The organism is Thalassoroseus pseudoceratinae (genome assembly GCF_011634775.1).
GTDB classification, from domain to species: Bacteria; Planctomycetota; Planctomycetia; order Planctomycetales; family Planctomycetaceae; genus Thalassoroseus; species Thalassoroseus pseudoceratinae.
Genome location: NZ_JAALXT010000008.1, coordinates 34,047 through 55,480, shown reverse-complemented (window position 1 = coordinate 55,480; position 21,434 = coordinate 34,047). Strand labels below are relative to the sequence as shown.

Here is a 21,434-nt window from a genome sequence, read left to right as displayed (position 1 = left end):
CGGTAATCATTTAACGAACAGACTTCCTCAGCAAATCGCAAACCATTGCGGTCAAAAAACCTTCGTATTGACGGTGACTTCAAGAGCTTCCGAGTGGAGAAGCGGAATCCCGGGTCAACAATGGACTGTCAACCGCAGGGCAACGGAGTTTTCGGGCGGAATCAGTGACACGGCGGGCAATCGGCTGGTAGTTCGGCGTCCAAGCTGAGAGAATGATAACCACCGAAAATTTACGATTGAGAATCAAATGAAGCCTCTGTCTCCAGATGAACTGGATCAGGCCGCTCGGCAACTTTTCCGCGGGCGTGCTCATCCGCCGCGACTGATTTCGCATTTGCCCCCGGTGTGTCGGCCGCAATTAGTGGCGGACGCGATGGCAATTCAAAGCCGTCTCCATGAATTGCTGACCGAAGCAGGGCGGGGGGAAGTCGTCGGCACAAAGATCGGCTGCACGACACCAGTGATGCAAGCGTACCTCGGGATGGCTCACCCCTGCGCCGGCGGTATTTTTGAGTCGACGGTTTTGCAGCACAGTGGCGAAGTTTCCTTCGATCGCTTTCTGCATGTCGGGGTGGAGTGCGAAATTGCGGTGCGAATTGGCAAGTCGATTCAGCCCCGTGATCATTCCTATGGTCGCGAAGAAATTGCACATCATGTGGAAGCCGTCTTTGCAGCCATCGAAATTGTCGATGATCGTTACGTCGATTTCGCAAACCGCGAGCCAGATTGGCGAACTTGGGTGGCGGACGATTTCTTCGGTGCGGGTTTGGTTCTTGGTCCACCGGTCACCGATTGGCAGACACTCGATTTGGCATCCGTTCACGGCGAGATGCGCATTAACGGAACATCCGTGGGGGATGGTGTCGGACGCGACATCATCAACGGTCACCCGCTTGAAGCTCTTGTTTGGCTGGCCAATTCGGAGTCCGCTCGGCAACGCGAGATTCCAGCCGGTTGGCTGATTGCATTGGGAAGTGTCGTGCAGACTCAATGGGTCTCGCGTGGTGATCTCGTGAGCGTGCACTTTGCGGATCTTGGAGAAGCAGCGGTGCGTTTTGCATAGATCAATGGGGGTCATTCATCGGGGTTTTAATCATGTTTGGAAGGGACTATGTTAGATCCCTTTCCACTGCGGAAGTTGCTGGGACTGTCGCTCAGGCAGAACCAAAGCGATCTCGTTTCAATCCACACAATTCTGAAATCTAGTTCTTAGGATTCTGAAGAAGGGAGAGGACTTTTCGAATGACGAAAACACTCAGCTATCTATTATTTGTGTCTTTGATGCTAGGGATGACGACGGAGTCTGATGCCAAAGACAATGCGAAGAAACCGTTGCGTCCGAATATTGTTTATATCCTGCTAGACGACGCAGGGTATGGTGATCTGTCGTGTTATGGACAGTCACAGTTCGAAACACCAAACATTGATCGTCTCGCTGAGGAAGGGATGAAGTTCACGGAGCACTATGCCGGTTGCACGGTGTGTGCACCGACACGGTGTGTTCTGATGACTGGTCAGCATACGGGGCACTGCTATATACGTGGAAACAAAGAAGTGAAGCCCGAAGGCCAGCAGCCAATTCCCGATGAGACGGTCACGCTGCCGGAATTGTTGAAACAAGCCGGTTATGCAACTGGCGGTTTTGGCAAGTGGGGACTTGGATCGCCGGGGTCGGAAGGTGATCCTGTTAACCAAGGGTTTGATGAGTTCTTCGGCTACAACTGCCAACGCGAAGCTCATAGCTACTATCCGACTCATCTTTGGCACAACACAGAAAAGGTGATGCTCGACGGGAAAACGTACTCGCATGATCTGATCATGAAGCATGCGTTGGACTTTGTACGGGAGCATCAGGACAAGCCGTTCTTCTGTTTCCTGCCAGTGACGATTCCACATGCTGCCATGCATGTTCCCGACTCGTATTCCGATCCGTTTCGCAAAAAGTTCTCGCAGTTCAACGGCAAAATTGGTCGTTACAGTGGTCCTGAAGTGGATAACCCAATCGCAGCTTTTGCGGGGATGATGACGAAACTTGATGAAGATGTCGGACAGTTGCTCGAATTGCTAGCCGAGCTTGAAATTGACGAAAACACAATCGTAATGTTGACCTCAGATAATGGCCCGCACTTGGAAGGTGGGCATAACCCGCGGTTCTTTGATAGCAATGGGCCATTGAAAGGGTTTAAACGCGATCTCTATGAAGGCGGAATTCGCGCGCCGTTTCTCGTGCGTTGGCCAGGTCGCGTGCCTAAGAAAACCACAAGCGATCTGATCTCGGCTCATTGGGATATTCTGCCGACCTGTTGTGAACTCGCCGGAGTGGCGGTACCTCAAAACGTCGACGGCATTTCTCTCGTGCCTACACTACTTGGAAACCCGAAAGAGCAAACGCCGCACAAGTATTTGTACTGGGAATTTCACGAGCGGGGCGGGAAGCGAGCCGTGCGGTTCGGCAATTGGAAAGCGGTGCAGCTCAATATGAACAAGAAAAAGCCTTCGCCAATCGAACTCTATGATTTGTCAAAAGACATTGACGAGTCCAACAACGTGGCTGCGAGCCATCCACAGATTGTTCATGAAGCGAAGACCATGTTCGAGCAGGCTCACACGCCATCAAAACTGTGGCCGTTTCCGTTCGACAAAAAATAGTCGTTTTCGATAGTCGATATATAAGCAGAACGCCCACCAATCGGATGGATTGGTGGGCGTCCTTTTTTGATGTTTCCCCGTGTCGCCAAAGTCAGTCGTTACACGGAAACGAGGTGATAACTCGTCTACTCTTTGAGTAGCATAATTTCGATTTTTCGGAACTCACACGGATGGCTTTCGGATTGAAGCGAAATCGTGCCACCAGTGAGCATGACTTGACCGGCTTTCTCAGCGAGCATTTTTGAGTGGGCTTCGCCTTCGTCGAGTTGCGGTTTCGAGTAAGAGAGGACTTCTTCACCATTGATGAAGTGTTTGATCTCTCCATCGCCATGGGCTTCAACTTCGGCTGTCACCCATTGTTCTCCGCGATAGGTTTTCGAGGTCGAGCTTGTGCAGTGTCGTTTGAGGAGTTTGCCGTCCATAACCACATGCGTGTAAGGAGTACACAGGTTGCCCGTGGTGCGTTTGCCTGTGGGGCCGCCGCCTAGCAGTTGCACTTCGATCGATGCGGGAAAGTCTTGGTCGATATCCATGAGTTTTGGATCTTCGCCGTGAATCATGATGCCACTATTGCGGATCGCCCAGCCGGGACCACCTTCACACTGTTCGCCGACGAAACGATATTCAAGTCGCAGTCGATAATGTGAGAACGGTGTGTTGTAGAAAATGTGTCCGAAAGTTTCGTTGAACTTGTCGTAACCTTCGTAGCCAACTTTCATCACGCCGTCTTCGACGCGGAAGGTGTTTTTGTAGTTCTCCCCCAATTTGTGATGTCGGATTTTTGGGGTCCAGCCGTCTAGGTTCTTTCCATTGAATAGCGAATACCATTCGCCAACTTTAGGGCCGTCATCGGCATTGGCGGGCATCGTGGTCGCAAGCAAGCAGAGCGCTGCTAGGGCTAGTCTCATGAATCGTCTCCGTTGAAAGGCCTTGTTGTTTAGTGGGAGATTTTTATTTCACTCGTCCGCGACGAACCTTGTAGTTGCCGCGACTTTCATCATAGTCGAGGACGACGAGGCTTTGGTCTTCCAAGTCTTCGAGTAGGTCGGAGAAACTATCGTAACCGTAATAGCCTTCGTTGAAGCCGGGGTAGACGCGGCGGATTGCTTGTTTGAGCATCGACCCCCAGAGCGTGTCATAGTCTTGATCCATCGAGAGCAGCACCTCCATGACCCGGTCGCTGGCCTCTTGCTTCTTTTCCTTGTCGGACAGTTCTTTTTTGGGTTTGTTTGTTTTGGGAGGGGTCGGTTTCTTTTGGGCGGTGCGGATTAAGTCATCGTAGTAGATAAATTCATCGGAGTTGCTGATCAGCAAATCGGACGTCGAACTTTTGACGCCGCAGCCAATCACGCGTTTGTTGTTCTCTTTGAGCTTGGAAACGAGCGGTGAGAAATCGCTGTCGCCGGAGATGAGGGCGAACATGTCGATATGGTCTTTGGAATAGCAGAGGTCGAGCGCATCGACCACCATGCGGATGTCGGCACTGTTTTTGCCGCTCATTTTCGTTTGGGGGATGTCGATCAGCTCAATACCTTGGCCATGAAACTCACGAACGGCATCGCCGTAGTTTCGCCAATCGCAGTAGGCACGTTTGTAAACGATGCGGCCTTTTTTCAGCAGTCGCTTGAGGACAAGCTCAATTTGGAACCTCCCGACCTTCATGTCTCGCACACCCAGTGCGAGGTTCTCGAAATCGATGAAGACCGCGATTAATTGTTCAACAGACTCACTCATCCCGAATTCCCTCGCAGGATTTTAACGATAGCTAAAAATGATATTGCGGATTCGCGAAACACAGAGTAGGCGTTTAGCTCAGCCCTCGCAATGCGGCGGTGCTGTCGCCGAACGACTTTGCGTCGATTCCCATGTGATGCAACATCGTCAAATACAGATTGCAAAGCGGTGTGTCTCGTTCGGCACGCACACGACGACCGGGGCGGAGCAGACCCGTTCCACGCCCCGCGAGAATGATCGGCAGGTTGTGGGGATCGTGTCGGTTGCCGTCGCGGAGTGTTGAACCGAACACAACTTGGCTGTTGTCGAGAAGCGATGAACCAGCCTCATCGAGGCTTTTCATTTTCTCCAAAACGTAAGCCAATTGTTCAATGTGCCATGTGCCGATCTTCTCGTATTGAGCCAAGGTTTTCGCTTCGTTGCGATGGTGTGAAAGGCCGTGGAAGCTGCCGCGAACACCGTCGAGGAACGAGAAGTTTCGCCCCGTCTGAGCGTTGCCGAACATGAATGTGGCGATGCGAGTGGAGTCGGTCCAGAGAGCGAGTACGAGGATGTCGAGCATCAAGCGGACGTGCTCGATGTGGGTTTCCGGAATTCCGGGTTTGGGGCGGGACAGGTCGAATTGTCCTTCGTTGATCCAGCGCTTTTGCGGTTTGAGGGCGTTCTCGATACGGCGTTCGACGCTGCGGACAGATTCGAGATACTCGTCGATTTTGACTTTGTCTTCGCTACCGACCCGGCGACTCAGGTTCTTGGCGTCTTCGAGGACGAGGTCGAGCACGCTTGTGTCGTCGCGTGCCAACGATTTCACCACCGCCGGTTGACGGGGAGTGAAACCGGAAACAACCGGTTCGGCCGGTCCGGTGCGGAAGAGTCGATCGAAGGCCAACCGCGGCACGATTTCTTTGGGGACCGGTGTGTGCGGGTCACGCCAAGCAATGTGCGAACCGTAGATGCGTGTAAAACCGCCACCGATATTATCGACGCCCGTGTAGGCTTCATCCACACCAAGTTCGAGCGACGGCAATGGTGTGCGGTCGCCAATTTTGGCGGCCATCAGTTGATCCACGGACGTTCCGCCGGTGTCCATGTCGCGTCCGGACGTGCGGACGACAAAACCGCCCGAGAGAAACGCGGGCACTTTCGGCCAGTGACCGTTCCGTCCCACGGTTTGTTCATTCCACAGATTTTCCAGCAGCATGATCTCGTCCTTGACGTTCGCCAAGGGCTTCAACATCGGCGTGATTTCCCAGGATTCGTCGTCGCCGGCGGGTGTCCAGTGATCCGGTCGCACACCGTTGGGCATGAACAGGAATACGCTTCGGAGCGGTGGTTTCTCCAGCGATTCGGCGGCGGATGTGCGGGACGCCATCGCATTGAGCCAAGGCAACGCCAATGCCGCTCCGGTTCCACGCAGTACGGTTCGACGGGAAATCGTTCGGGAAAGTCGAAGGTTCATGGTGGCTCCTATTGGAAATATCTGAGTGCGGCGATTTCGTAGCGTATCGAATTTTCCTCGGCGTGTGATACACCGTTCGTCTAATTCGACGGGCCGGATCGCATGCGGAAGGGGGTACTGAGAACAATTTCACGCACGAGTGTTCTTGCCTTGTAATCGTCTTTGGTGACGGCGTCGGTAATTTGACCAATAGTGCAATCATCGGCATCCGTCAGACTGCGACCCAGGGCGTAGCCGAGCATTTTGCGTGTGAGTTGGCGGAGGAAATCGTCTTTTCGGTCCAGCAATGCCTTTCGGAGTCCAGCAGGGCCGTTGATTTTTTGACCGGTAGGAAGTGTCGCGGAGGCGTCGATTTCTTGGTTGCCGTCCTTTTCTCGCCAACGCCCGAGGACATCGAAGTTCTCCAACGCAAAACCGACCGGATCCATGAGATTGTGACAGGCGGCACACGCGGAATGGTCACGATGCATGGCGAGTTGCTCGCGGAGTGACTTCTTTTCTTTCTTGCCACGTTTGAGTTCCGGAACGTCAGGTGGTGGTGATGGAACATGCACGCCGAGCAGCGTTTCCAAGACCCATCCACCACGCAACACGGGGCTGGTCCGGTTGGGATAGGATGTCAGCATGTGAACACCGGCCGTTCCCAACACGCCGCCACGTTGGTCGTTCGGAAGTTCCACGAGTTCCCAAGAGCCGCCGTCTTTTTCCCGATACTGATTCAGCACCCACTTTGATCCCGCATCCTTCGGCGGTTTGATGAGACCGTAATGCACCTGCATTCGGCGGTTGAGAATGGTGTAATCGGAATCGATCAACTCCAACAGGCTACGGTTTTGCTCCAAAATGTGAGCGAACAAGTGGAACGGCTCGGCTTGCATATCGAAGACGAGTTTGAACGTGAACTGATCGCGGAATGTGCTGGTGTCCGGTGCGTGTCCATTACCGACTTTCTGAGTGCCAAGCCATTGACCGATGAACTGCTCCGCGAAAATGTCGGCTTTCGGGTCGTTGAGCATGCGGTTGATTTGCGATGTGAGAACATCGCGTTCGTGCAGTTTCCCGGCATCGGCGAGCCGGTTCAGTTCGTCATCTGGCATTGACGACCACAAAAAGTACGACAGCCGCACAGCGAGTTCGTGGTCGCCAATTGGTTCGAGCTGGCTGCCGTTGGGTTCGTCTTCCACGCGGAACAGGAAATGTGGCGAGACCAAGACGGCTTTCATCGCCAACTTGACGGCTTCGGGGTATGGATCGCCTCGTTCGGCGGCTCGATCGTAAAGTGAAAGATAACCCTCGATTTCCGTCTCGCCCACCGGTCGGCGGAATGCTCGGCGTGTGAATTTCTTCAAGACTTTGTAAGCGGCGTCACGTGGATTCTTCGGGATATCGCCGGGTGACCGTCCGAGGAGTTTTTGATGGTTCTCCAACTTGCGGTCGGACGGTTCGTTGCGGTTCTCAGTGATTTCCAGCCGATGAATCGTCAGCGGTGTTTCCTCGGTTCGGATGGTAATGGCGTGCACACCGCGTGCGAGACGGACCACGGCGGATTCCTGGATCGGTTTGTTCTTCTCGCCAGTGAATTCGAAACGGTTCGCGGCGATGCCATCGAGTTTCAGCACGACTTTCGCGGGGTGACTTTCCGTTGTTGCCGCCGTTACGCGAATGGTGTAATCACCCGCCACGTAAACGGTCACGAATGCATTCGCCGCCGATTTCTTCGGAAGCGTTTGATTGGAATTCCGTTGAGACTTCGACTCGATTTGCAAATCATCCGGGCGGAACGTCTTCTTCAATCGTGGCGTGACAATGGCGGCATCGAGTGCGGTGGTGGCGGCTTCGAGGTAGCGTTCCATCAGGATTGGGGGAAGGAACAGGGTTTCACCGTTGTTGTTGAAGCCTTCGCCACCGGACCCGTCGACGGGGAAGGTGTCGGACACGTCCAGATCGACCCCGAGTAAATCGCGGATCGTGTTGTCGTATTCGATGCGATTCAATCGCCGGCTGACAACCTGACCGGCGTACTCACCGAGTTGGCACGCAGTTTGGCGGAGCGTTTCGTCAATCCAATTCGCGATTCGCAGGCGATCTTCTTCGCTGGGTTGAACGGCATCGGCGGGCGGCATAGTCCGATTGCGGAGTTGCTCAGCAACGTTTTTCCAAAGTCCTCGATGCGTGGCGACGGCCTCGGCTTTGGTTGCCGATAGAAACGGAACGGCGTTTTCGGCGTCGTCCGGGTCGTGGCAATCACCGCACGTTTCGACCAGCACCGGCCGCAAAGACTGTTCAAAAAGCGTGGCCGACTCGGGTTTCAGCTCTTCCGCAGTGGTCGAGGAATTCACCAGTATTGAGATGACCAAAAGAAAAACGCAACGCATATGAGCATGCTTCAAGGTTGGAAATTGGGCGGGAAACTAATCGCTTCATCTTATCAGGAATCTCATTGACGAACAGCCCCTGTTGGTCGACGGTCGTCGCATGAGGAATTGCGTGGCGTTGCAAATTCGTGGTCGGTGGTCGATGATTCGCCGAATAGGATTCTTCAAAAATCAGCTAGCAGGATGTCCGCTGCCGTGATTCGTGTGTTGTCCGTGATTGCCACTCTGGACCGCTCCGGAGCCGAAAAACAGTTCTCACTTTTGGCGAAAGGGTTGCCGAAGGATGAATTCGATCTACACGCCGTCGCGTTGACGCGGGGCGGTCCGTATGCCGACTGGCTGGAAGAAGCCAACATTCCGCTGACGATTTTGCACAAACGGATGAAGGCGGACCCGGTGGCTTTGTGGCGGTTGCGGCGTTTGGTTCGGAGCTTGCAACCAGACATCGTCCACACATGGTTGTTCACCGCGAACACCTATGGACGGCTGGCCGTGGGAAAGAATCCGCAGCCAAAGGTAATCGTCAGCGAGCGGTGCGTGGATTCTTGGAAATCCGGTTGGCAGTTGAAGACCGATCAAAAGCTGCAATCGCGGACCGATCGGTGGGTTGTCAACGGCGAGAGTGTCGGGGCGTTCTATCAAGAGCAGGGCGTTCCCAGCGAGAAAATTACCGTGATTCCCAATGGCGTGGACGTCACCGATTCAGAACCATTATCGCAAGACGAACGTAAACGCATGCTGGCGGAGTTCGACTTGCCCGCGGATGCTCGGATTGTCGGCTATGTCGGGCGGTTGGCATCGCAGAAACGGGTCAAGGATTTGATTTGGAGCATCCAAATGCTTCGGCAAATCCAAGAGAACGTGTTTCTGCTAATTGTCGGTGATGGGCCGGAACGTGATGCCCTGGGAGAGTTCGCTCGACAGATGACGTGTGCACCGTTCGTGCGTTTTGCGGGGCATCGACAAGACTCGTCGAACTTGATGCGGTTGTTTGATGTGTTCTGGTTGGCCAGCGAATTCGAAGGCATGTCGAATAGTCTCATGGAGGCCATGGCCGCCGGTGTGCCCGCCATCACGAGCGACATTCCACCGAATCGGGAATTGGTCGTGGATGGGGAAACGGGGTACGTGGTGAACGTTGGAGACTGCCCGGCTTTTGCTCAGTTCGCGGACCGCATCTTGGCGGATTCCGAATTGAAAGCTCGACTCGGAACTGCGGCTCGTTCACGGATGCGGGAACACTTCTGCATCGAACAAATGGTCGAGCGGCATGCCGAACTATTCCGCTCCATCACACAGGAGCAGAACGGCTAATGTGTGGGATCGCGGGTGCGTTTTGGAGCGGCGATGGTGAACCGCTCTCCGAAGAATTGCTACACCGAATGACCAGTACGTTGCGGCATCGCGGACCGGACGCGGACGGCTTCCATCTCACGTCGGAAGACCAATTCGGCGGGGCGGCACTGGGGCATCGGCGGTTGTCGATTATTGATATCGGTGGCGGAAAACAGCCTCTCTGCAACGAGGATGAAACCGTCTGGGTCAGTTTCAACGGTGAGATTTACAACTACCGGGAGTTGCGATCCGACCTGCAATCGCGAGGCCATCAATTCCGCACGGACAGTGATACGGAAGTCATCGTGCATGCCTACGAGGAGTATGGCGACGACTGCGTTGATCACTTTCGGGGCATGTTCGTATTCGCAATCTGGGACACGCGAAAGCATCGCGGGCTCATCGCTCGGGATCGCATCGGCCAGAAACCGTTGTTCTATCGAGAGCATGCCGGGCGAGTCGTGTTCGCCAGTGAATTGAAGGCGTTGTTGCAACTTCCCGATGCCGTTCGTGAGTTGAATCCGGCGGCGGTCGATGCGTATTTGCAGTATCAGTATGTGCCGCACCCGATGTGTATTCTGAAAGGGTACGCAAAACTTCCCCCCGCGCATCGGATGACGTTTGAAGGGGGAAAACTCAGCATCGAACGCTACTGGTCGCCGCCATACGAACGGCCAATCGATCAAAAAGTTCAATCCGATTGGTCCGAACACCTGCGAGAGACGTTAACCGAAGCGGTGCGGTTACGAATGCGGAGCGATGTACCGTTGGGGGCGTTTCTCTCCGGCGGGATCGACTCCACACTCATCGCAGGATTGATGCAGCAGGAATCGGATCGGCAAGTGCAAACCTATTCCATCGGTTTCCCCGTCAAGCAATTCGACGAACGCCATTTCGCAAGGATGGCGGCGGAGCACTTAGGGACCGATCATTATGAGTTCGTCGTCGAGCCGAAAGCGGTTGAGACGTTGCCCCGTTTGATCTGGCATTACGACGAACCCTTTGCCGATAGTTCCGCGATACCGACGATGGCGTTGTGCCAAGTCACTCGGCAAGCAGTCACAGTGGCGTTGTCCGGCGACGGCGGTGATGAACTGTTTGCCGGTTACGATCGGTATCGAGCCGTCGCCTTCGGTGCGAAATTCGATCGGTTGCCCAAACCGCTCAGACAATTGTTGACTGCAAAACTCTGGCAGCAAGTTCCGGCATCCTCAAAACAGAAATCGTTCCGACGGCGACTGAAACGACTATTGGCTGGACTCCGACTACCGCCGGAATTGCGGTATCTCAACTGGGTTGGCATCTTCGATTCCCAGCGACGACAGAGTTTGTATTCCGACGAATTCCGCACGATGTTGCAAGATGTTCACAGCGAGAATTTCTTGTTGTCTTCGTATGAGTTGTGCCCGAGTCGCGACATCGTCACCCGTGCGACCGCGGCCGATGTGTTGACGTATTTGCCTTGCGATATTCTCACCAAAGTGGACATCGCAAGTATGGCGGTGGGGTTGGAATGTCGCAGCCCGTTTCTAGATCACCATGTGGTTGAATTGGCCGCCCGGATGCCGTTGGAATGGAAAATGTCTGGCGGGCGTGGCAAACGGATTCTGACGGAAACATTCGACGACCTGATCCCCGAACCGATCCAAAACCGAGCGAAAATGGGGTTCGGTGTGCCGCTCGATTCGTGGTTTCGTGATGAGCTTCGTCCATTGCTCGACGATGTGTTACTGTCGCAGAGGGCTTTGGATCGTGGTTTATTCCGACCGGATGCGGTGCGTGAATTGGTGCGGGAACACGTCTCCGGCCAGTGGGACCACAGTGCCCGATTGTGGGCGTTGATCTGTTTGGAAGGTTGGCAGCGGGTGTATCTCGATCAGCCGTCGCCCGCGGAGTGTCCCACGGAATTTTCAAGTTCATCGTCCTGACGAAAGAATCACTTTGCTCGAATCCTTACTGATTGGGATGGCTCGGCATCGCATCGTCACGCTGACGATCGCCGTTTTGGCGTTTGCCGGGTTGGCGTGGTTTTTGCCGACGCTATCCGTCAACGATTCCCCCGAACGTTGGTTTCCCGATAGCACCATTCGGGCGTGGGAACGGTACGCGGAGCATTACGAGTACGGCGATTCGGTCATCATCGGTGTGCAATTTTTTCGGCCGGTACAGGATGACGATCTCGAAACGATGCGGTCCCTTCGGAACGAACTGTTGCAAATCGATGGCGTTCGCAGCGTCACCGATGCCTCGTTGATTGCCGAAGTCATCGAAGATACCACGCTGACAAAACTCGTCGCCGTTCCCGAACCCGGCGAACCGGACCCGTACCAGATGTATCGCGGTTCGTTGTTCGATGATCCATCTGTCTGGCGGACCGAGGACAGTTCCGATGACGGTCGCACGTTGTTGATGGTTGTCGAAATGGTTGACGAGTTCGACGTGGAAACGCAGAAGTCGCAACTCGATGACCAACGGCGTGCCGTTTCCGCCGGCATCTACGAAGCGATGCAACACGCGGAGCAATCGTCCGAGGACATCACGATTCACGCCGCTGGTCCGATCATCATTCAATTCGAATTGGAGAAAGTTGCCCGGCGGATTGCCTACACGTTGTTACCGCCTGCAGTGTTGTTGGCGTTGCTGACGTTGGGGTTTGGTTTCCGTTCCTGGGCGGCGGTTGTGACGGCGGTTATCGGTGGAGGGTGGGCCGTCGGAATGATGCTCGCCGGAGTGGCTGCCCAGGGGTGGACACTCAACGTGTTAACGGTCGATGGACCGGTTCTGATGGCGGTGGTCGTGATCACAACGACGGTACACTTTGCGCATTACCATTCCGTGCCAAGTCACTCCCACGATGTCTTGCCGGATGCCCATGAGCGAGCATCTCTGGACACCGCACAACACGTTTCCCGCGAACAGCGACGGCATTTCATTCACTGGGTCGCTGTGCCGTGTCTGGGAGCGGCGATCACGACCGGCTTCGGTTTTCTGATGCTGACATTCAACGAACTCACCCCGGCGAGAGAGTTGGGGGTCGAATTGTTTTTTGGATCGATTCTGGCGTTTCTAGGCGCGTACTGTGTGTGGTTGGCATTGCCGACGTTCCGTGCGTATCCGGGCGTGATTCTCTCAGCTGCGAAACTCGAACACATGGAGCGATTCGTCACCGGGTCGCCTTGGAAGACATCGTCGGTGCTGTGCGTATTGCTTTTGGGGTTGGCGTGGGCGTCGAGTTGGGTGCGACTCGATGCCGATCCATTCTCGTTTTTCCCGGAAACCTCACGGACAGCGATTGCGCTGAATCACTTCAGCGAGCGAAAATTCGGTCACTATTTATTAGATGTCGTGCTGGAGCCACACGGGTTGCCGAGCGATCCAGAGGCTCGAGCTAAAGAAGAACGACGCCTTCGCGATCTGGCATTGAAATTCGAAAGAAAGATCGCCGGTCGGCCAGAAGTTCGCAAAACGATTTCAACCGCCGCCATGCAGGAGAAGATTGACGCTTGGGATCGGTTAGGAGGCAAAGCGTTGGCTGACGGCGAGTATCGCGAATGGGCCGCCCATTTGGGGCGGAGTGCCGTGTTCCGTCGCATCTTCAACAATTGGCTCGTCGATCGGGCGGACAGCGGGGCGATGCGGGTGACGTTCATGTCGCACGATGCGGGTGAAGGGTTTCGCCCGCTGATGAGTGCGGCTCGCGAAGCGGTTCCCGATGAATCTTTTGAGGCATTTTACTCGGGAACGGCAGCGAGTGTCGCGGTGCTCTCCGAGCAGCTTCTCGGCGGGATCACCAAGAGTTTGCTGGTGGCGATGTTAGCGATGGCGACCGTCTGCGTGGCTTTGTTCCGTTCGTTTCGATTGACGGCCATCGCGTTTTTGCCGAATGCGTTTCCAGTGTTGGTGGTGTTCGGTGTCATGGGGATTTGTGATATCCCACTCAACTGCGGATCGGCCATGGTCACGACAATCGCACTCGGAGTCGGTCTGAACGACACGGTGCACTTCGTGATGCATTACCTGGGACGTCGTGAGGAGGGCGCGGATGTCGATACGGCTCTGGTGGGCACATTCGGTGAGATCGGCCGACCGATCGTGCTGACATCCGTCGTGAACTGTGCTGGGTTTGGTATCCTGTATTTATCCGATTTTCTGCCGATGTCGCATTTTGGGCTACTATCAGCCGTCGCAATGGTGGCCGCGTTGGTTGGGGATCTCGTGTTGTTGCCGAATTTACTCCGACTCTTCGACGGCGCTCGATTGCAAAGTTCGCAGCAGGTGTCGTGACGCCATTTCATTCGGGAAGACTTGTGAACAATCGTGAAATTTTACTCGGTGTGACCGGGGGCATTGCGGCTTACAAGACGGCCGACTTATGCAGCAAGTTGGTGCAAGCCGGAGCAGGGGTGTCGGTGGTGATGACCGAAGCGGCCACGCGGTTTGTGGGCCCGACGACCTTCGAAGCACTCACTAATCGTCCGGTGCTGACAACCCTGTGGAACCCGGAAACCAACTTTCGTGGCGAACACATCGGGCTTGCGGAAGCGGCGGAATTGTTCGTGGTCGCTCCTGCCACGGCGGATTTTCTCGGCAAAGTTGCAAACGGTTTGGCGGACGATTTGCTTTCGACACTCGCGATGACCACCACATGCCCGTTTCTATTCGCTCCTGCAATGAACACTGCGATGTGGGAGAAACCGGCCGTTCAGCGGAACGTGAGTACGTTGAAATCCGACGGGGTGCACATAGTCGAACCCGGTTCCGGTTGGCTCTCGTGCGGTCGCGTCGGAGCCGGACGCATGGCCGAACCCAAAACGATTTTCGACCGCATCGCGGAATTGCTGGAGACAGTTGGTTAGAATCTTCGGCCACTTGTTTCCTTTTTTGATGATCGGGGTCATGCGAATTCTTATCACGGCCGGGCCAACTCGGGAATATTTGGACGATGTGCGTTACCTCTCGAATGCGAGTAGCGGACGAATGGGGTACGCGGTTGCGGCGGCGGCGGTCGAAGCGGGACACGAAGTTGTGCTCGTCAGCGGGCCGGTCGAGTTGCCACCACCGACTCGGTGTGAATTTCACGCTGTCGAGACGACGTCCGAGATGCTCGAAGTCTGTCGAGAGATGTTTCCCACGTGCGATGGCGTGATCGCAGCCGCTGCGGTTTGCGACTACAAACCTAAAGAACGTGTGTCAGGGAAGATCGCGAAGACGGGAGCGCCGGTGTCGATTGAGATGATCGAAACCGATGACGTGCTCGCCGAGTTGGGCCGAACGAAGACGGACCAATGGGTCGTCGGGTTCGCGTTGGAAGCCCACAATCCCCGTGAGAACGCATTGCAAAAGCTGCGGGCCAAGAATTGCGACATCGTGGTGTTGAACGCACCGACCGCCATCGGTTCTGAAGCCAATGCCGTCGAGCTGCTGGACGGCTCCGGCCACACGCTTGCGGAGTGGGCCGGTTTGAAAAGTGAGATCGCGCACGACCTCGTTGGTTGGGTCGCGACGCACCTTCATCCGTCTTGAGTCCGTCTCTCAGGTTTGCCCAGCCCGTACCGTCGGTACACCTCGCCCGGGAAACCCAGAGTGCGTGTTGTTTTTTGGCATCACTCTGGCACCGGCGTGATAAGTTTGGAATGCGAATCGTAGGGAGTCGGATTTCGCATTCCAATAAGGAGATGAATTCTAGGAGTCGGCGGCGGATTCGTCGGGTGGGACGGGTTGAACTGGCAAACGCAGTTGGAACGGTTACTCAACCGGCGGTGCGTGTTGCGTTCCCAACCAGCCACGATGCGACGCCATACGGACGTGGTGGTAAGTTTCATGATCAATATCCGACGGATTCGGGATGATGTGCTCGCGTTGGCTCTGTTGGCGGCGGCGGGCTTTGTGGCTTTGAGTCTGATCAGTTATTCGCCGGCTGATCCGCCTTCCCAGTTGATTTGGCCAGCGACGAAGAACATTCGCAACGTGTGTGGCGAGATCGGGGCGCAGGTTGCGTTCTATTTGAACCAGTACTGTGGACTCGGTGCGTGGTTTGTGTTGGCCTGCATGCTGACTTCCGACGCTCGCTTGTTCTCCAAAGAGGGCGTCTCGGGGTGGATCTCCCGACTCGTGGGTGTCGCTTTGGCGTTGGTCGCGGTCTGTGTGCTGCTGCAATTGTTCGTTCCGAATTGGTCGTTAGGCCCGCTCGTTGGTAGCGGCGGAAAGTTCGGAGCGTGGGGGCAAATCCTGCTGACCGGTCAGTTCAACATGATCGGTGTTTCGATTCTGCTCGGATGTACGTTGCTCGCCGGGATGTTGTTGACTGGTGACTTAGCCATCATTCGGAACGTATTGTTCGCGTTGACAGCACCGTTGCGATTGTTGCGTTGGCTGAACCCGTTCCGTCGTCGAAAACCGGACGCGAACGACGAAGATGAGAAGAAATCGTCGTGGGAGCTGGATCGCATTCCCGTTTCCCAACCGCCGATTTTGCAAAGCTCGATGGCACAGAACGCAGCGGAGGATGGACCACGATCCGAACCGCCGGTTGTGCGACCACCCGTGCCGATCAACCCACCACCAACATTTGAAATCGCGGACGGTTGGAACGTCAATGCGTCGGCTCGCCCGGAGTTTCAACTCAAATCTGAGATGAACTTCGAAGTGGAACCGGAGCCGGATCCAGAACCGGAAAGCATTCCCTTGGCGGTGGAGGAACCGAAACCTCGGCAACCGATTCGCATCAACCGTCCGCGGACCGCACCTGCCGCTGTTGCTCCGAAGCCGAAACCGAAACCCGTCGTGCAGACAATCGAGTTGCCCACAACCGATTTGCTCGAACAGCCGGAAGCGTTTCCGTACGAACTGCTAGCTAGCAAAGCTCAAGTTGCGGCTCAGACTTTGGAGCAGTGTTTTCAAGAGTTCGGGTTGAACATTCAGGTTGTCGAGATCGACACCGGCCCTGTGGTCACGCAGTTCGAGTTGCAGTTGGAACCCGGTTTGCGATTGTCGCGTGTCACTGCGCTCGCCGACGATATTGCGATTGCATTGCGAGTGCCATCGGTGCGTGTCGTGGCGCCGATTCCCGGCAAAAACACGGTTGGTGTGGAAGTGCCGAACGAAAAGCAGGTCATGGTCCGTCTGCGGGAACTCATCGAGTGCTGTGAGAAAGAACGCGGTTCGCACCGTGTGCCGGTCTATCTCGGCAAAGACGTGAGCGGTCATCCGATGACGGTCGATCTTACGAAATTGCCTCACTTGTTGATCGCCGGTCGAACGGGGACGGGGAAAAGTGTGTGTCTCAACACTTTGATCATTTCCATGTTGATGACACGAACCCCCGAGGACGTGAAACTGCTGATGATCGACCCGAAAATGGTCGAACTTAGCCCATACAAACGCGTGCCGCACCTGATGCACCCCGTCATCACCGATATGAAAAAAGCCGAGGCGATGCTCGCGTGGGCGGTGGATAAAATGGAGGAGCGTTACGACTTGCTCGCGCGGACCGGAGTCCGCCATCTCGACAGCTATAACAAGCTCGGCAAAGACGAGATTCTCGATCGGATGGGGCTTGATCCGGATGATCCGGAAGACATGCTCGAATGCGAGGAGATTCCCGATCGGATGCCGTATATTGTGATCATCGCCGACGAAATGGCCGACATGATCATGACCAGCGGCAAAGACGTGGAAGGGCACATCATTCGATTGGCTCAAAAATCCCGTGCGGTGGGCATTCACTTGGTGCTTGCGACACAAAAACCAACTGTCGACGTTCTGACTGGACTAATCAAATCCAACTTGCCAGCACGAATTAGTTTCCAAGTCGCCAGCCGTACGGACAGCCGTGTGGTGTTGGACGAAATGGGAGCCGAACGCCTGCTCGGCAACGGAGATATGTTGTTTCTTGCACCGGGGACAAGTACCGTCACTCGGGCGCAAGGGGCATTTGTATCGGATGAAGAAGTCAACGCGGTGATCGATTTCTACTCACAGTATGAGCCGCAATACAGTCAGGAATTGGCACAACTCAAAGCCCCGACGGGTGACAAATCCGGGACACCCACCGGGACTGACGACCGCGACGAACTGTATGAGGAAGCTGTTGAGGTGGTGATTCGCGAGCAACTCGGAAGCGTCTCACGACTGCAACGATTTCTCGGGATCGGTTACGGTCGGGCGGCGAGACTTGTCGACTACATGGCCGAAGACGGCATCGTCGGTGACTACAACGGTTCCAAAGCTCGCGAAGTGCTCTACACTATGGAAGAATGGGAAGCCCTTAAAGCCGATCGTGAGGGCGTGCCCGCATAGCTTATTTCTAGCGCTATTCAAAAATGTCAGTACTTGCGGGCCGTTTGTCGTCTTGGTAAATTAGAACATCTTCAAATCTTCTTTTTTGGCCGTTCGGTCAATTCTCGAAAGGTGTCACATGCAGAATGCTGTCAGACGTAGGGGCTTTACGCTCATCGAACTTCTGGTTGTGATTGCGATCATTGCAATCCTGATTGCACTTCTTCTTCCAGCCGTTCAACAAGCTCGTGAAGCGGCCCGTCGAACCGAATGTAAGAACAAGTTGAAGCAACTTGGAATCGCGTTGCACAACTATCACGACGTGAACTCTGCGTTTCCACCAGGTGCGGTCAGCGTGAGCAATGGCCTGAGTTGGCTCGTCTCTGTTCTACCATTCATGGAACAAGACAACTTGTTCGAACAGTTTGATTTTAGCATCGCACACAATTCCGGGGTTAACAATCCATTCCGTCAACAACGGATGGCAGCTTACCTCTGTCCGAGTGGCTCTGAAGAACGTGCCGACGACAACAACAACGATTACACCACGCACTATTACGGGATCTTAGGACCGACCGGGCAAAACCCGGTAACCATGGTCGATTACCGCGACAGTGACGGTACACACGGTGGCTTCTCGCACGAAGGATTGTTCCAGTATGGGACGACTAGCGTGAAGAAGTTCCGTGACGTTACCGACGGAACCTCAAACACCGCAGTGGTTGGGGAAATCTCTTGGGGAGACCGAAACGGCAATCCCACCCGGTATCGTCCTTGGACACGCGGTGGTTCATCAGGCAGCAACGGCTACATGGCTCCCGCGAAGAACTTCGCTCAGCAGATCAACGGCGACGATACTTCGCTATTCAACGACATGAACTTCGGTAGTAACCACCCTGGAGGTGCTCAGTTCCTCTATGGTGACGGCACCGTGGCTTTCATCTCTGAGAATGTGGACTACGGCGTCTATCTTTCGACAGCTAGTATCGCCGGTGGAGAGACGGAAGTCGCCCACTGATCGTTCACGATTGCGTAACATTAGTCGAGGGGGGCTAGTTGGCATCTCTCGACTAATTTATTTCGTGTCAGTTTAATTCAACACTGTGGGGTGGTTGCCAACGATGTCGCTCAACTTGATTTCGACCCATGTTCTCGGTTTGGCTCTCGTATCATGCCTGCTCACTGGTTGTGGTGGCGGTAGCGATGCACCCGATCGTTATACTCTTGAAGGAAGCATTGTCTTCGACGGCCAACCAATTCCGGCTGGCACGATTACTTTGATCCCCGACAGCGGCAAAGGGAACAGCGGACCCGCGGGAAGTGCCCGAATCAAAGACGGTAAATTCACGACGGCTGAAGCCGGAACCGGTGTGGTTGGTGGATCACACATCATTCGGGTCAAGGCGTTCGATGGAAACCCCAAACCGGATGAAGAGTTGCCGCTGGGATCGCCTCTCTTTCCCGAGTACGAATTCCAGTACGATCTTCCCGAATATGACGGCACGAGTCCGGTTTCGGTCGACTTGAAAGTTCCGAAATCGGCCAAGAATCCCAAGCCGAAGGGCAGCCGACGACAAGAAGTTTGATCCGCCGGCAATCGCCCATGCCGCCGTTTACGGGGGAAAAAATCCGAACGGATTTGACAGCACCCGTGTCCGTGTCTAACATCAAACTCAAATTAATGGCTGAATGGTTTCACTAATGTTCGATTGCACCATTACAATTCAAGCCGAAATTATTGGCGTCGTCATTATTGGCGACGGTCCTAGCGGCTCGAAGTGTAGGTGAATCTTCGAATAGATTTCACCCCCTCAGGTCGCTAGGCCTGCGGGGGTTTTTTTGTGGAGTGTCCGCTGACGCTCGGCTTCCAACTCATCACGAACAACGGACAACCTGTTTCATGGCTCGCATTCAACTTTACGATACGACCCTCCGCGATGGCAGCCAGGGCGAAGGCGTGAACTTCTCGTTGCAGGACAAACTGCAAATTACCCTGAAGTTGGATGAGTTGGGCTTCGATTTCATCGAAGGCGGCTATCCGCTTTCGAATCAAAAAGACGCCGAATATTTCCAGCAGGTCCGTGATCTCGATTTGAAGCATGCCCAGGTCGCGGCGTTCGGAATGACCCGCCGTAAGGGGATTGGTCCGGAAGATGATGTCGGTTTGAAAGCCCTCCGGGATTCCCTCGCTCCTGTGGTGACCATCGTCGGCAAGACGTGGGACTTACACGTGACCGAAATTTTGCGAGTCGATTTGGAAGAGAATCTCGCCATGATTCGCGATTCGGTCGGGTTTCTCGCGGCGGAAGGGCGACGAGTTGTCTACGACGCGGAACACTTCTTCGACGGCACCGAAGCCAACCGCGACTACGCACTCTCTACATTGAAAGCCGCTGAGGAAGCGGGCGCGGAGATCGCCGTTCTTTGCGACACCAACGGCGGCAGTCTGCCGGAGCGGATCGCCGAATTCGTCGAAATCGCACGGAAAGAACTCTCGATTCCCGTCGGCATTCACTGTCATAACGATTCCGATGTGGCCATCGCCAACTCTCTGGCGGCAGTCGATCATGGTGCGATTCAAGTGCAGGGCACGATCAACGGGATCGGCGAACGCTGCGGGAACGCCGACCTCATCAGCGTGGCTGCCAATTTGTCTCTCAAGAAGGGGCACGATGTCTTGCACGATGGCGGCGAACGACGCCTCACCGAGTTGTCGCGGTATGTGTACGAACTGGCGAACATGAATTTTCGCAACGGTCAGCCGTTCGTTGGAGCGAGTGCATTCGCTCACAAAGGCGGCATGCACGTGCACGCGGTGAATCGGTTGGCATCGAGCTACGAGCACATCGAGCCCGAAGCTGTCGGCAACGAACGGCGGGTGCTGGTCAGTGAACTTTCCGGGCGGTCCAACATCGTTGCAAAAACGACCAAGTATCAACTCGATCATGACGGCGACTTGATGAAACGCATCATGGAGAAGGTTCAAGAACTCGAATACATCGGTTATCAATTCGAAGCCGCGGAAGCCTCGTTCGATTTGCTCGTCAAAAAGTTGGCCGGTAATTACGAGCCGAAATTCCAACGCATTCACTACCGGGTGAATGTGGAAACAGGGCACCGTCCCGCGATGCCCGATCAACCGCTCGACGAAGCTCTGACCGAAGCCACGATCAAACTCAGCGTCAACGAGCGAATCGAACACGTCGTGGCCGAAGGCGATGGCCCCGTGAACGCCCTCGACAACGCATTGCGAAAAGCTCTACTGCCGAGCTATCCGAACCTCGCGGAAATGAAGCTGGTCGACTATAAAGTGCGGGTCATCAACTCCGCCGGTGGGACCGCGGCGAGCGTGCGGGTCGTGATCGAAAGTCGCGACGCTGACGAAGTTTGGAGTACGGTCGGCGTGAGTGAAAACGTGATCGAAGCCAGTTGGCTCGCGTTGTTCGATAGCGTGGAGTACAAACTGCTCAAAGATGAAGGCCAAGTCGGTGAAAACGGAACGACCGATTCCACCCAACAACCCGAGTCATTGGCCGAGCAAATGATGCCCTGAATTTCAGCGTCTCGATCGGACGGCTGGACGCAAACCGCTTTGGCCCACACTT

15 protein-coding genes are annotated in these 21,434 nt (G+C 55.0%); 11 read left to right on the top strand and 4 right to left on the bottom strand.

Annotation, left to right across the window (positions count from 1 at the left end):
- Positions 1 to 247 precede the first annotated feature (247 nt).
- Positions 248 to 1,063, top strand: a complete 816-nt coding sequence (locus G6R38_RS24595; protein WP_166831457.1) for a 2-keto-4-pentenoate hydratase — start codon at positions 248 to 250, stop codon at positions 1,061 to 1,063.
- 179 nt (positions 1,064 to 1,242) lie between these two features.
- Positions 1,243 to 2,649 (top strand): arylsulfatase, encoded by a 1,407-nt coding sequence (locus G6R38_RS24590; RefSeq protein WP_166831456.1) that lies wholly within the window; start codon positions 1,243 to 1,245, stop codon positions 2,647 to 2,649.
- 125 nt (positions 2,650 to 2,774) lie between these two features.
- Here G6R38_RS24590 and G6R38_RS24585 read toward each other — a convergent pair whose 3' ends face one another.
- The 4 genes from G6R38_RS24585 to G6R38_RS24570 all read right to left on the bottom strand — a co-directional run bounded on the left by G6R38_RS24585 (position 2,775) and on the right by G6R38_RS24570 (position 8,217).
- Positions 2,775 to 3,557 carry a 3-keto-disaccharide hydrolase gene (locus G6R38_RS24585; RefSeq protein ID WP_166831455.1) on the bottom strand — a complete coding sequence of 261 codons (783 nt, stop codon included), beginning with the start codon at positions 3,555 to 3,557 and terminating at the stop codon, positions 2,775 to 2,777.
- 43 nt (positions 3,558 to 3,600) lie between these two features.
- Positions 3,601 to 4,383: an NYN domain-containing protein gene (locus G6R38_RS24580; RefSeq protein WP_166831454.1), complete on the bottom strand. Its 783-nt coding sequence runs from the start codon at positions 4,381 to 4,383 to the stop codon at positions 3,601 to 3,603.
- 73 nt (positions 4,384 to 4,456) lie between these two features.
- The gene (locus G6R38_RS24575) at positions 4,457 to 5,842 is read right to left on the bottom strand and encodes a DUF1552 domain-containing protein (RefSeq protein WP_166831453.1); all 1,386 of its coding nucleotides are present in this window, start codon (positions 5,840 to 5,842) and stop codon (positions 4,457 to 4,459) included.
- An 80-nt stretch (positions 5,843 to 5,922) separates the two neighbouring features.
- The gene (locus G6R38_RS24570) at positions 5,923 to 8,217 is read right to left on the bottom strand and encodes a DUF1592 domain-containing protein (RefSeq protein WP_166831452.1); all 2,295 of its coding nucleotides are present in this window, start codon (positions 8,215 to 8,217) and stop codon (positions 5,923 to 5,925) included.
- Positions 8,218 to 8,400: 183 nt separating this feature from the next.
- Here G6R38_RS24570 and G6R38_RS24565 point away from each other — a divergent pair, with 183 nt between their 5' ends.
- From G6R38_RS24565 to cimA, 9 genes are all read left to right on the top strand, one after another.
- The gene (locus G6R38_RS24565) at positions 8,401 to 9,531 is read left to right on the top strand and encodes a glycosyltransferase (RefSeq protein WP_166831451.1); all 1,131 of its coding nucleotides are present in this window, start codon (positions 8,401 to 8,403) and stop codon (positions 9,529 to 9,531) included.
- Positions 9,531 to 11,480: an asparagine synthase (glutamine-hydrolyzing) gene (gene asnB / locus G6R38_RS24560; RefSeq protein ID WP_166831450.1), complete on the top strand. Its 1,950-nt coding sequence runs from the start codon at positions 9,531 to 9,533 to the stop codon at positions 11,478 to 11,480. Before G6R38_RS24565 ends, asnB begins: the two co-directional genes overlap by 1 nt.
- A gap of 13 nt (positions 11,481 to 11,493) precedes the next feature.
- Entirely contained in the window at positions 11,494 to 13,836 is a 2,343-nt protein-coding gene (locus G6R38_RS24555; RefSeq protein WP_166831449.1) for an efflux RND transporter permease subunit, read from the top strand.
- Between the two features lie 23 nt (positions 13,837 to 13,859).
- The gene (coaBC, locus tag G6R38_RS24550) at positions 13,860 to 14,408 is read left to right on the top strand and encodes a bifunctional phosphopantothenoylcysteine decarboxylase/phosphopantothenate--cysteine ligase CoaBC (protein WP_166831448.1); all 549 of its coding nucleotides are present in this window, start codon (positions 13,860 to 13,862) and stop codon (positions 14,406 to 14,408) included.
- A gap of 40 nt (positions 14,409 to 14,448) precedes the next feature.
- Positions 14,449 to 15,075, top strand: a complete 627-nt coding sequence (locus G6R38_RS24545; protein ID WP_166831447.1) for a phosphopantothenoylcysteine decarboxylase domain-containing protein — start codon at positions 14,449 to 14,451, stop codon at positions 15,073 to 15,075.
- 297 nt (positions 15,076 to 15,372) lie between these two features.
- Entirely contained in the window at positions 15,373 to 17,850 is a 2,478-nt protein-coding gene (locus G6R38_RS24540) for a DNA translocase FtsK (protein ID WP_166831446.1), read from the top strand.
- A 118-nt stretch (positions 17,851 to 17,968) separates the two neighbouring features.
- On the top strand, positions 17,969 to 18,847 hold the full coding sequence (locus tag G6R38_RS24535; protein ID WP_166831445.1) for a DUF1559 domain-containing protein: 879 nt from the start codon (positions 17,969 to 17,971) through the stop codon (positions 18,845 to 18,847).
- A 103-nt stretch (positions 18,848 to 18,950) separates the two neighbouring features.
- Positions 18,951 to 19,415 carry a hypothetical protein gene (locus tag G6R38_RS24530; RefSeq protein WP_166831444.1) on the top strand — a complete coding sequence of 155 codons (465 nt, stop codon included), beginning with the start codon at positions 18,951 to 18,953 and terminating at the stop codon, positions 19,413 to 19,415.
- Positions 19,416 to 19,729: 314 nt separating this feature from the next.
- Entirely contained in the window at positions 19,730 to 21,382 is a 1,653-nt protein-coding gene (gene cimA, locus G6R38_RS24525; RefSeq protein ID WP_166831443.1) for a citramalate synthase, read from the top strand.
- Positions 21,383 to 21,434: the final 52 nt, after the last annotated feature.

Coding starts and splice junctions, on each gene's coding strand:
- G6R38_RS24595 (WP_166831457.1), top strand. CDS start 248: ATGAAGCCTCTGTCTCCAGATGAACTGGATCAGGCCGCTCGGCAACTT.
- G6R38_RS24590 (WP_166831456.1), top strand. CDS start 1,243: ATGACGAAAACACTCAGCTATCTATTATTTGTGTCTTTGATGCTAGGG.
- G6R38_RS24585 (WP_166831455.1), bottom strand. CDS start 3,557: ATGAGACTAGCCCTAGCAGCGCTCTGCTTGCTTGCGACCACGATGCCC.
- G6R38_RS24580 (WP_166831454.1), bottom strand. CDS start 4,383: ATGAGTGAGTCTGTTGAACAATTAATCGCGGTCTTCATCGATTTCGAG.
- G6R38_RS24575 (WP_166831453.1), bottom strand. CDS start 5,842: ATGAACCTTCGACTTTCCCGAACGATTTCCCGTCGAACCGTACTGCGT.
- G6R38_RS24570 (WP_166831452.1), bottom strand. CDS start 8,217: ATGCGTTGCGTTTTTCTTTTGGTCATCTCAATACTGGTGAATTCCTCG.
- G6R38_RS24565 (WP_166831451.1), top strand. CDS start 8,401: ATGTCCGCTGCCGTGATTCGTGTGTTGTCCGTGATTGCCACTCTGGAC.
- asnB (WP_166831450.1), top strand. CDS start 9,531: ATGTGTGGGATCGCGGGTGCGTTTTGGAGCGGCGATGGTGAACCGCTC.
- G6R38_RS24545 (WP_166831447.1), top strand. CDS start 14,449: ATGCGAATTCTTATCACGGCCGGGCCAACTCGGGAATATTTGGACGAT.
- G6R38_RS24540 (WP_166831446.1), top strand. CDS start 15,373: ATGATCAATATCCGACGGATTCGGGATGATGTGCTCGCGTTGGCTCTG.
- G6R38_RS24535 (WP_166831445.1), top strand. CDS start 17,969: ATGCAGAATGCTGTCAGACGTAGGGGCTTTACGCTCATCGAACTTCTG.
- G6R38_RS24530 (WP_166831444.1), top strand. CDS start 18,951: ATGTCGCTCAACTTGATTTCGACCCATGTTCTCGGTTTGGCTCTCGTA.
- cimA (WP_166831443.1), top strand. CDS start 19,730: ATGGCTCGCATTCAACTTTACGATACGACCCTCCGCGATGGCAGCCAG.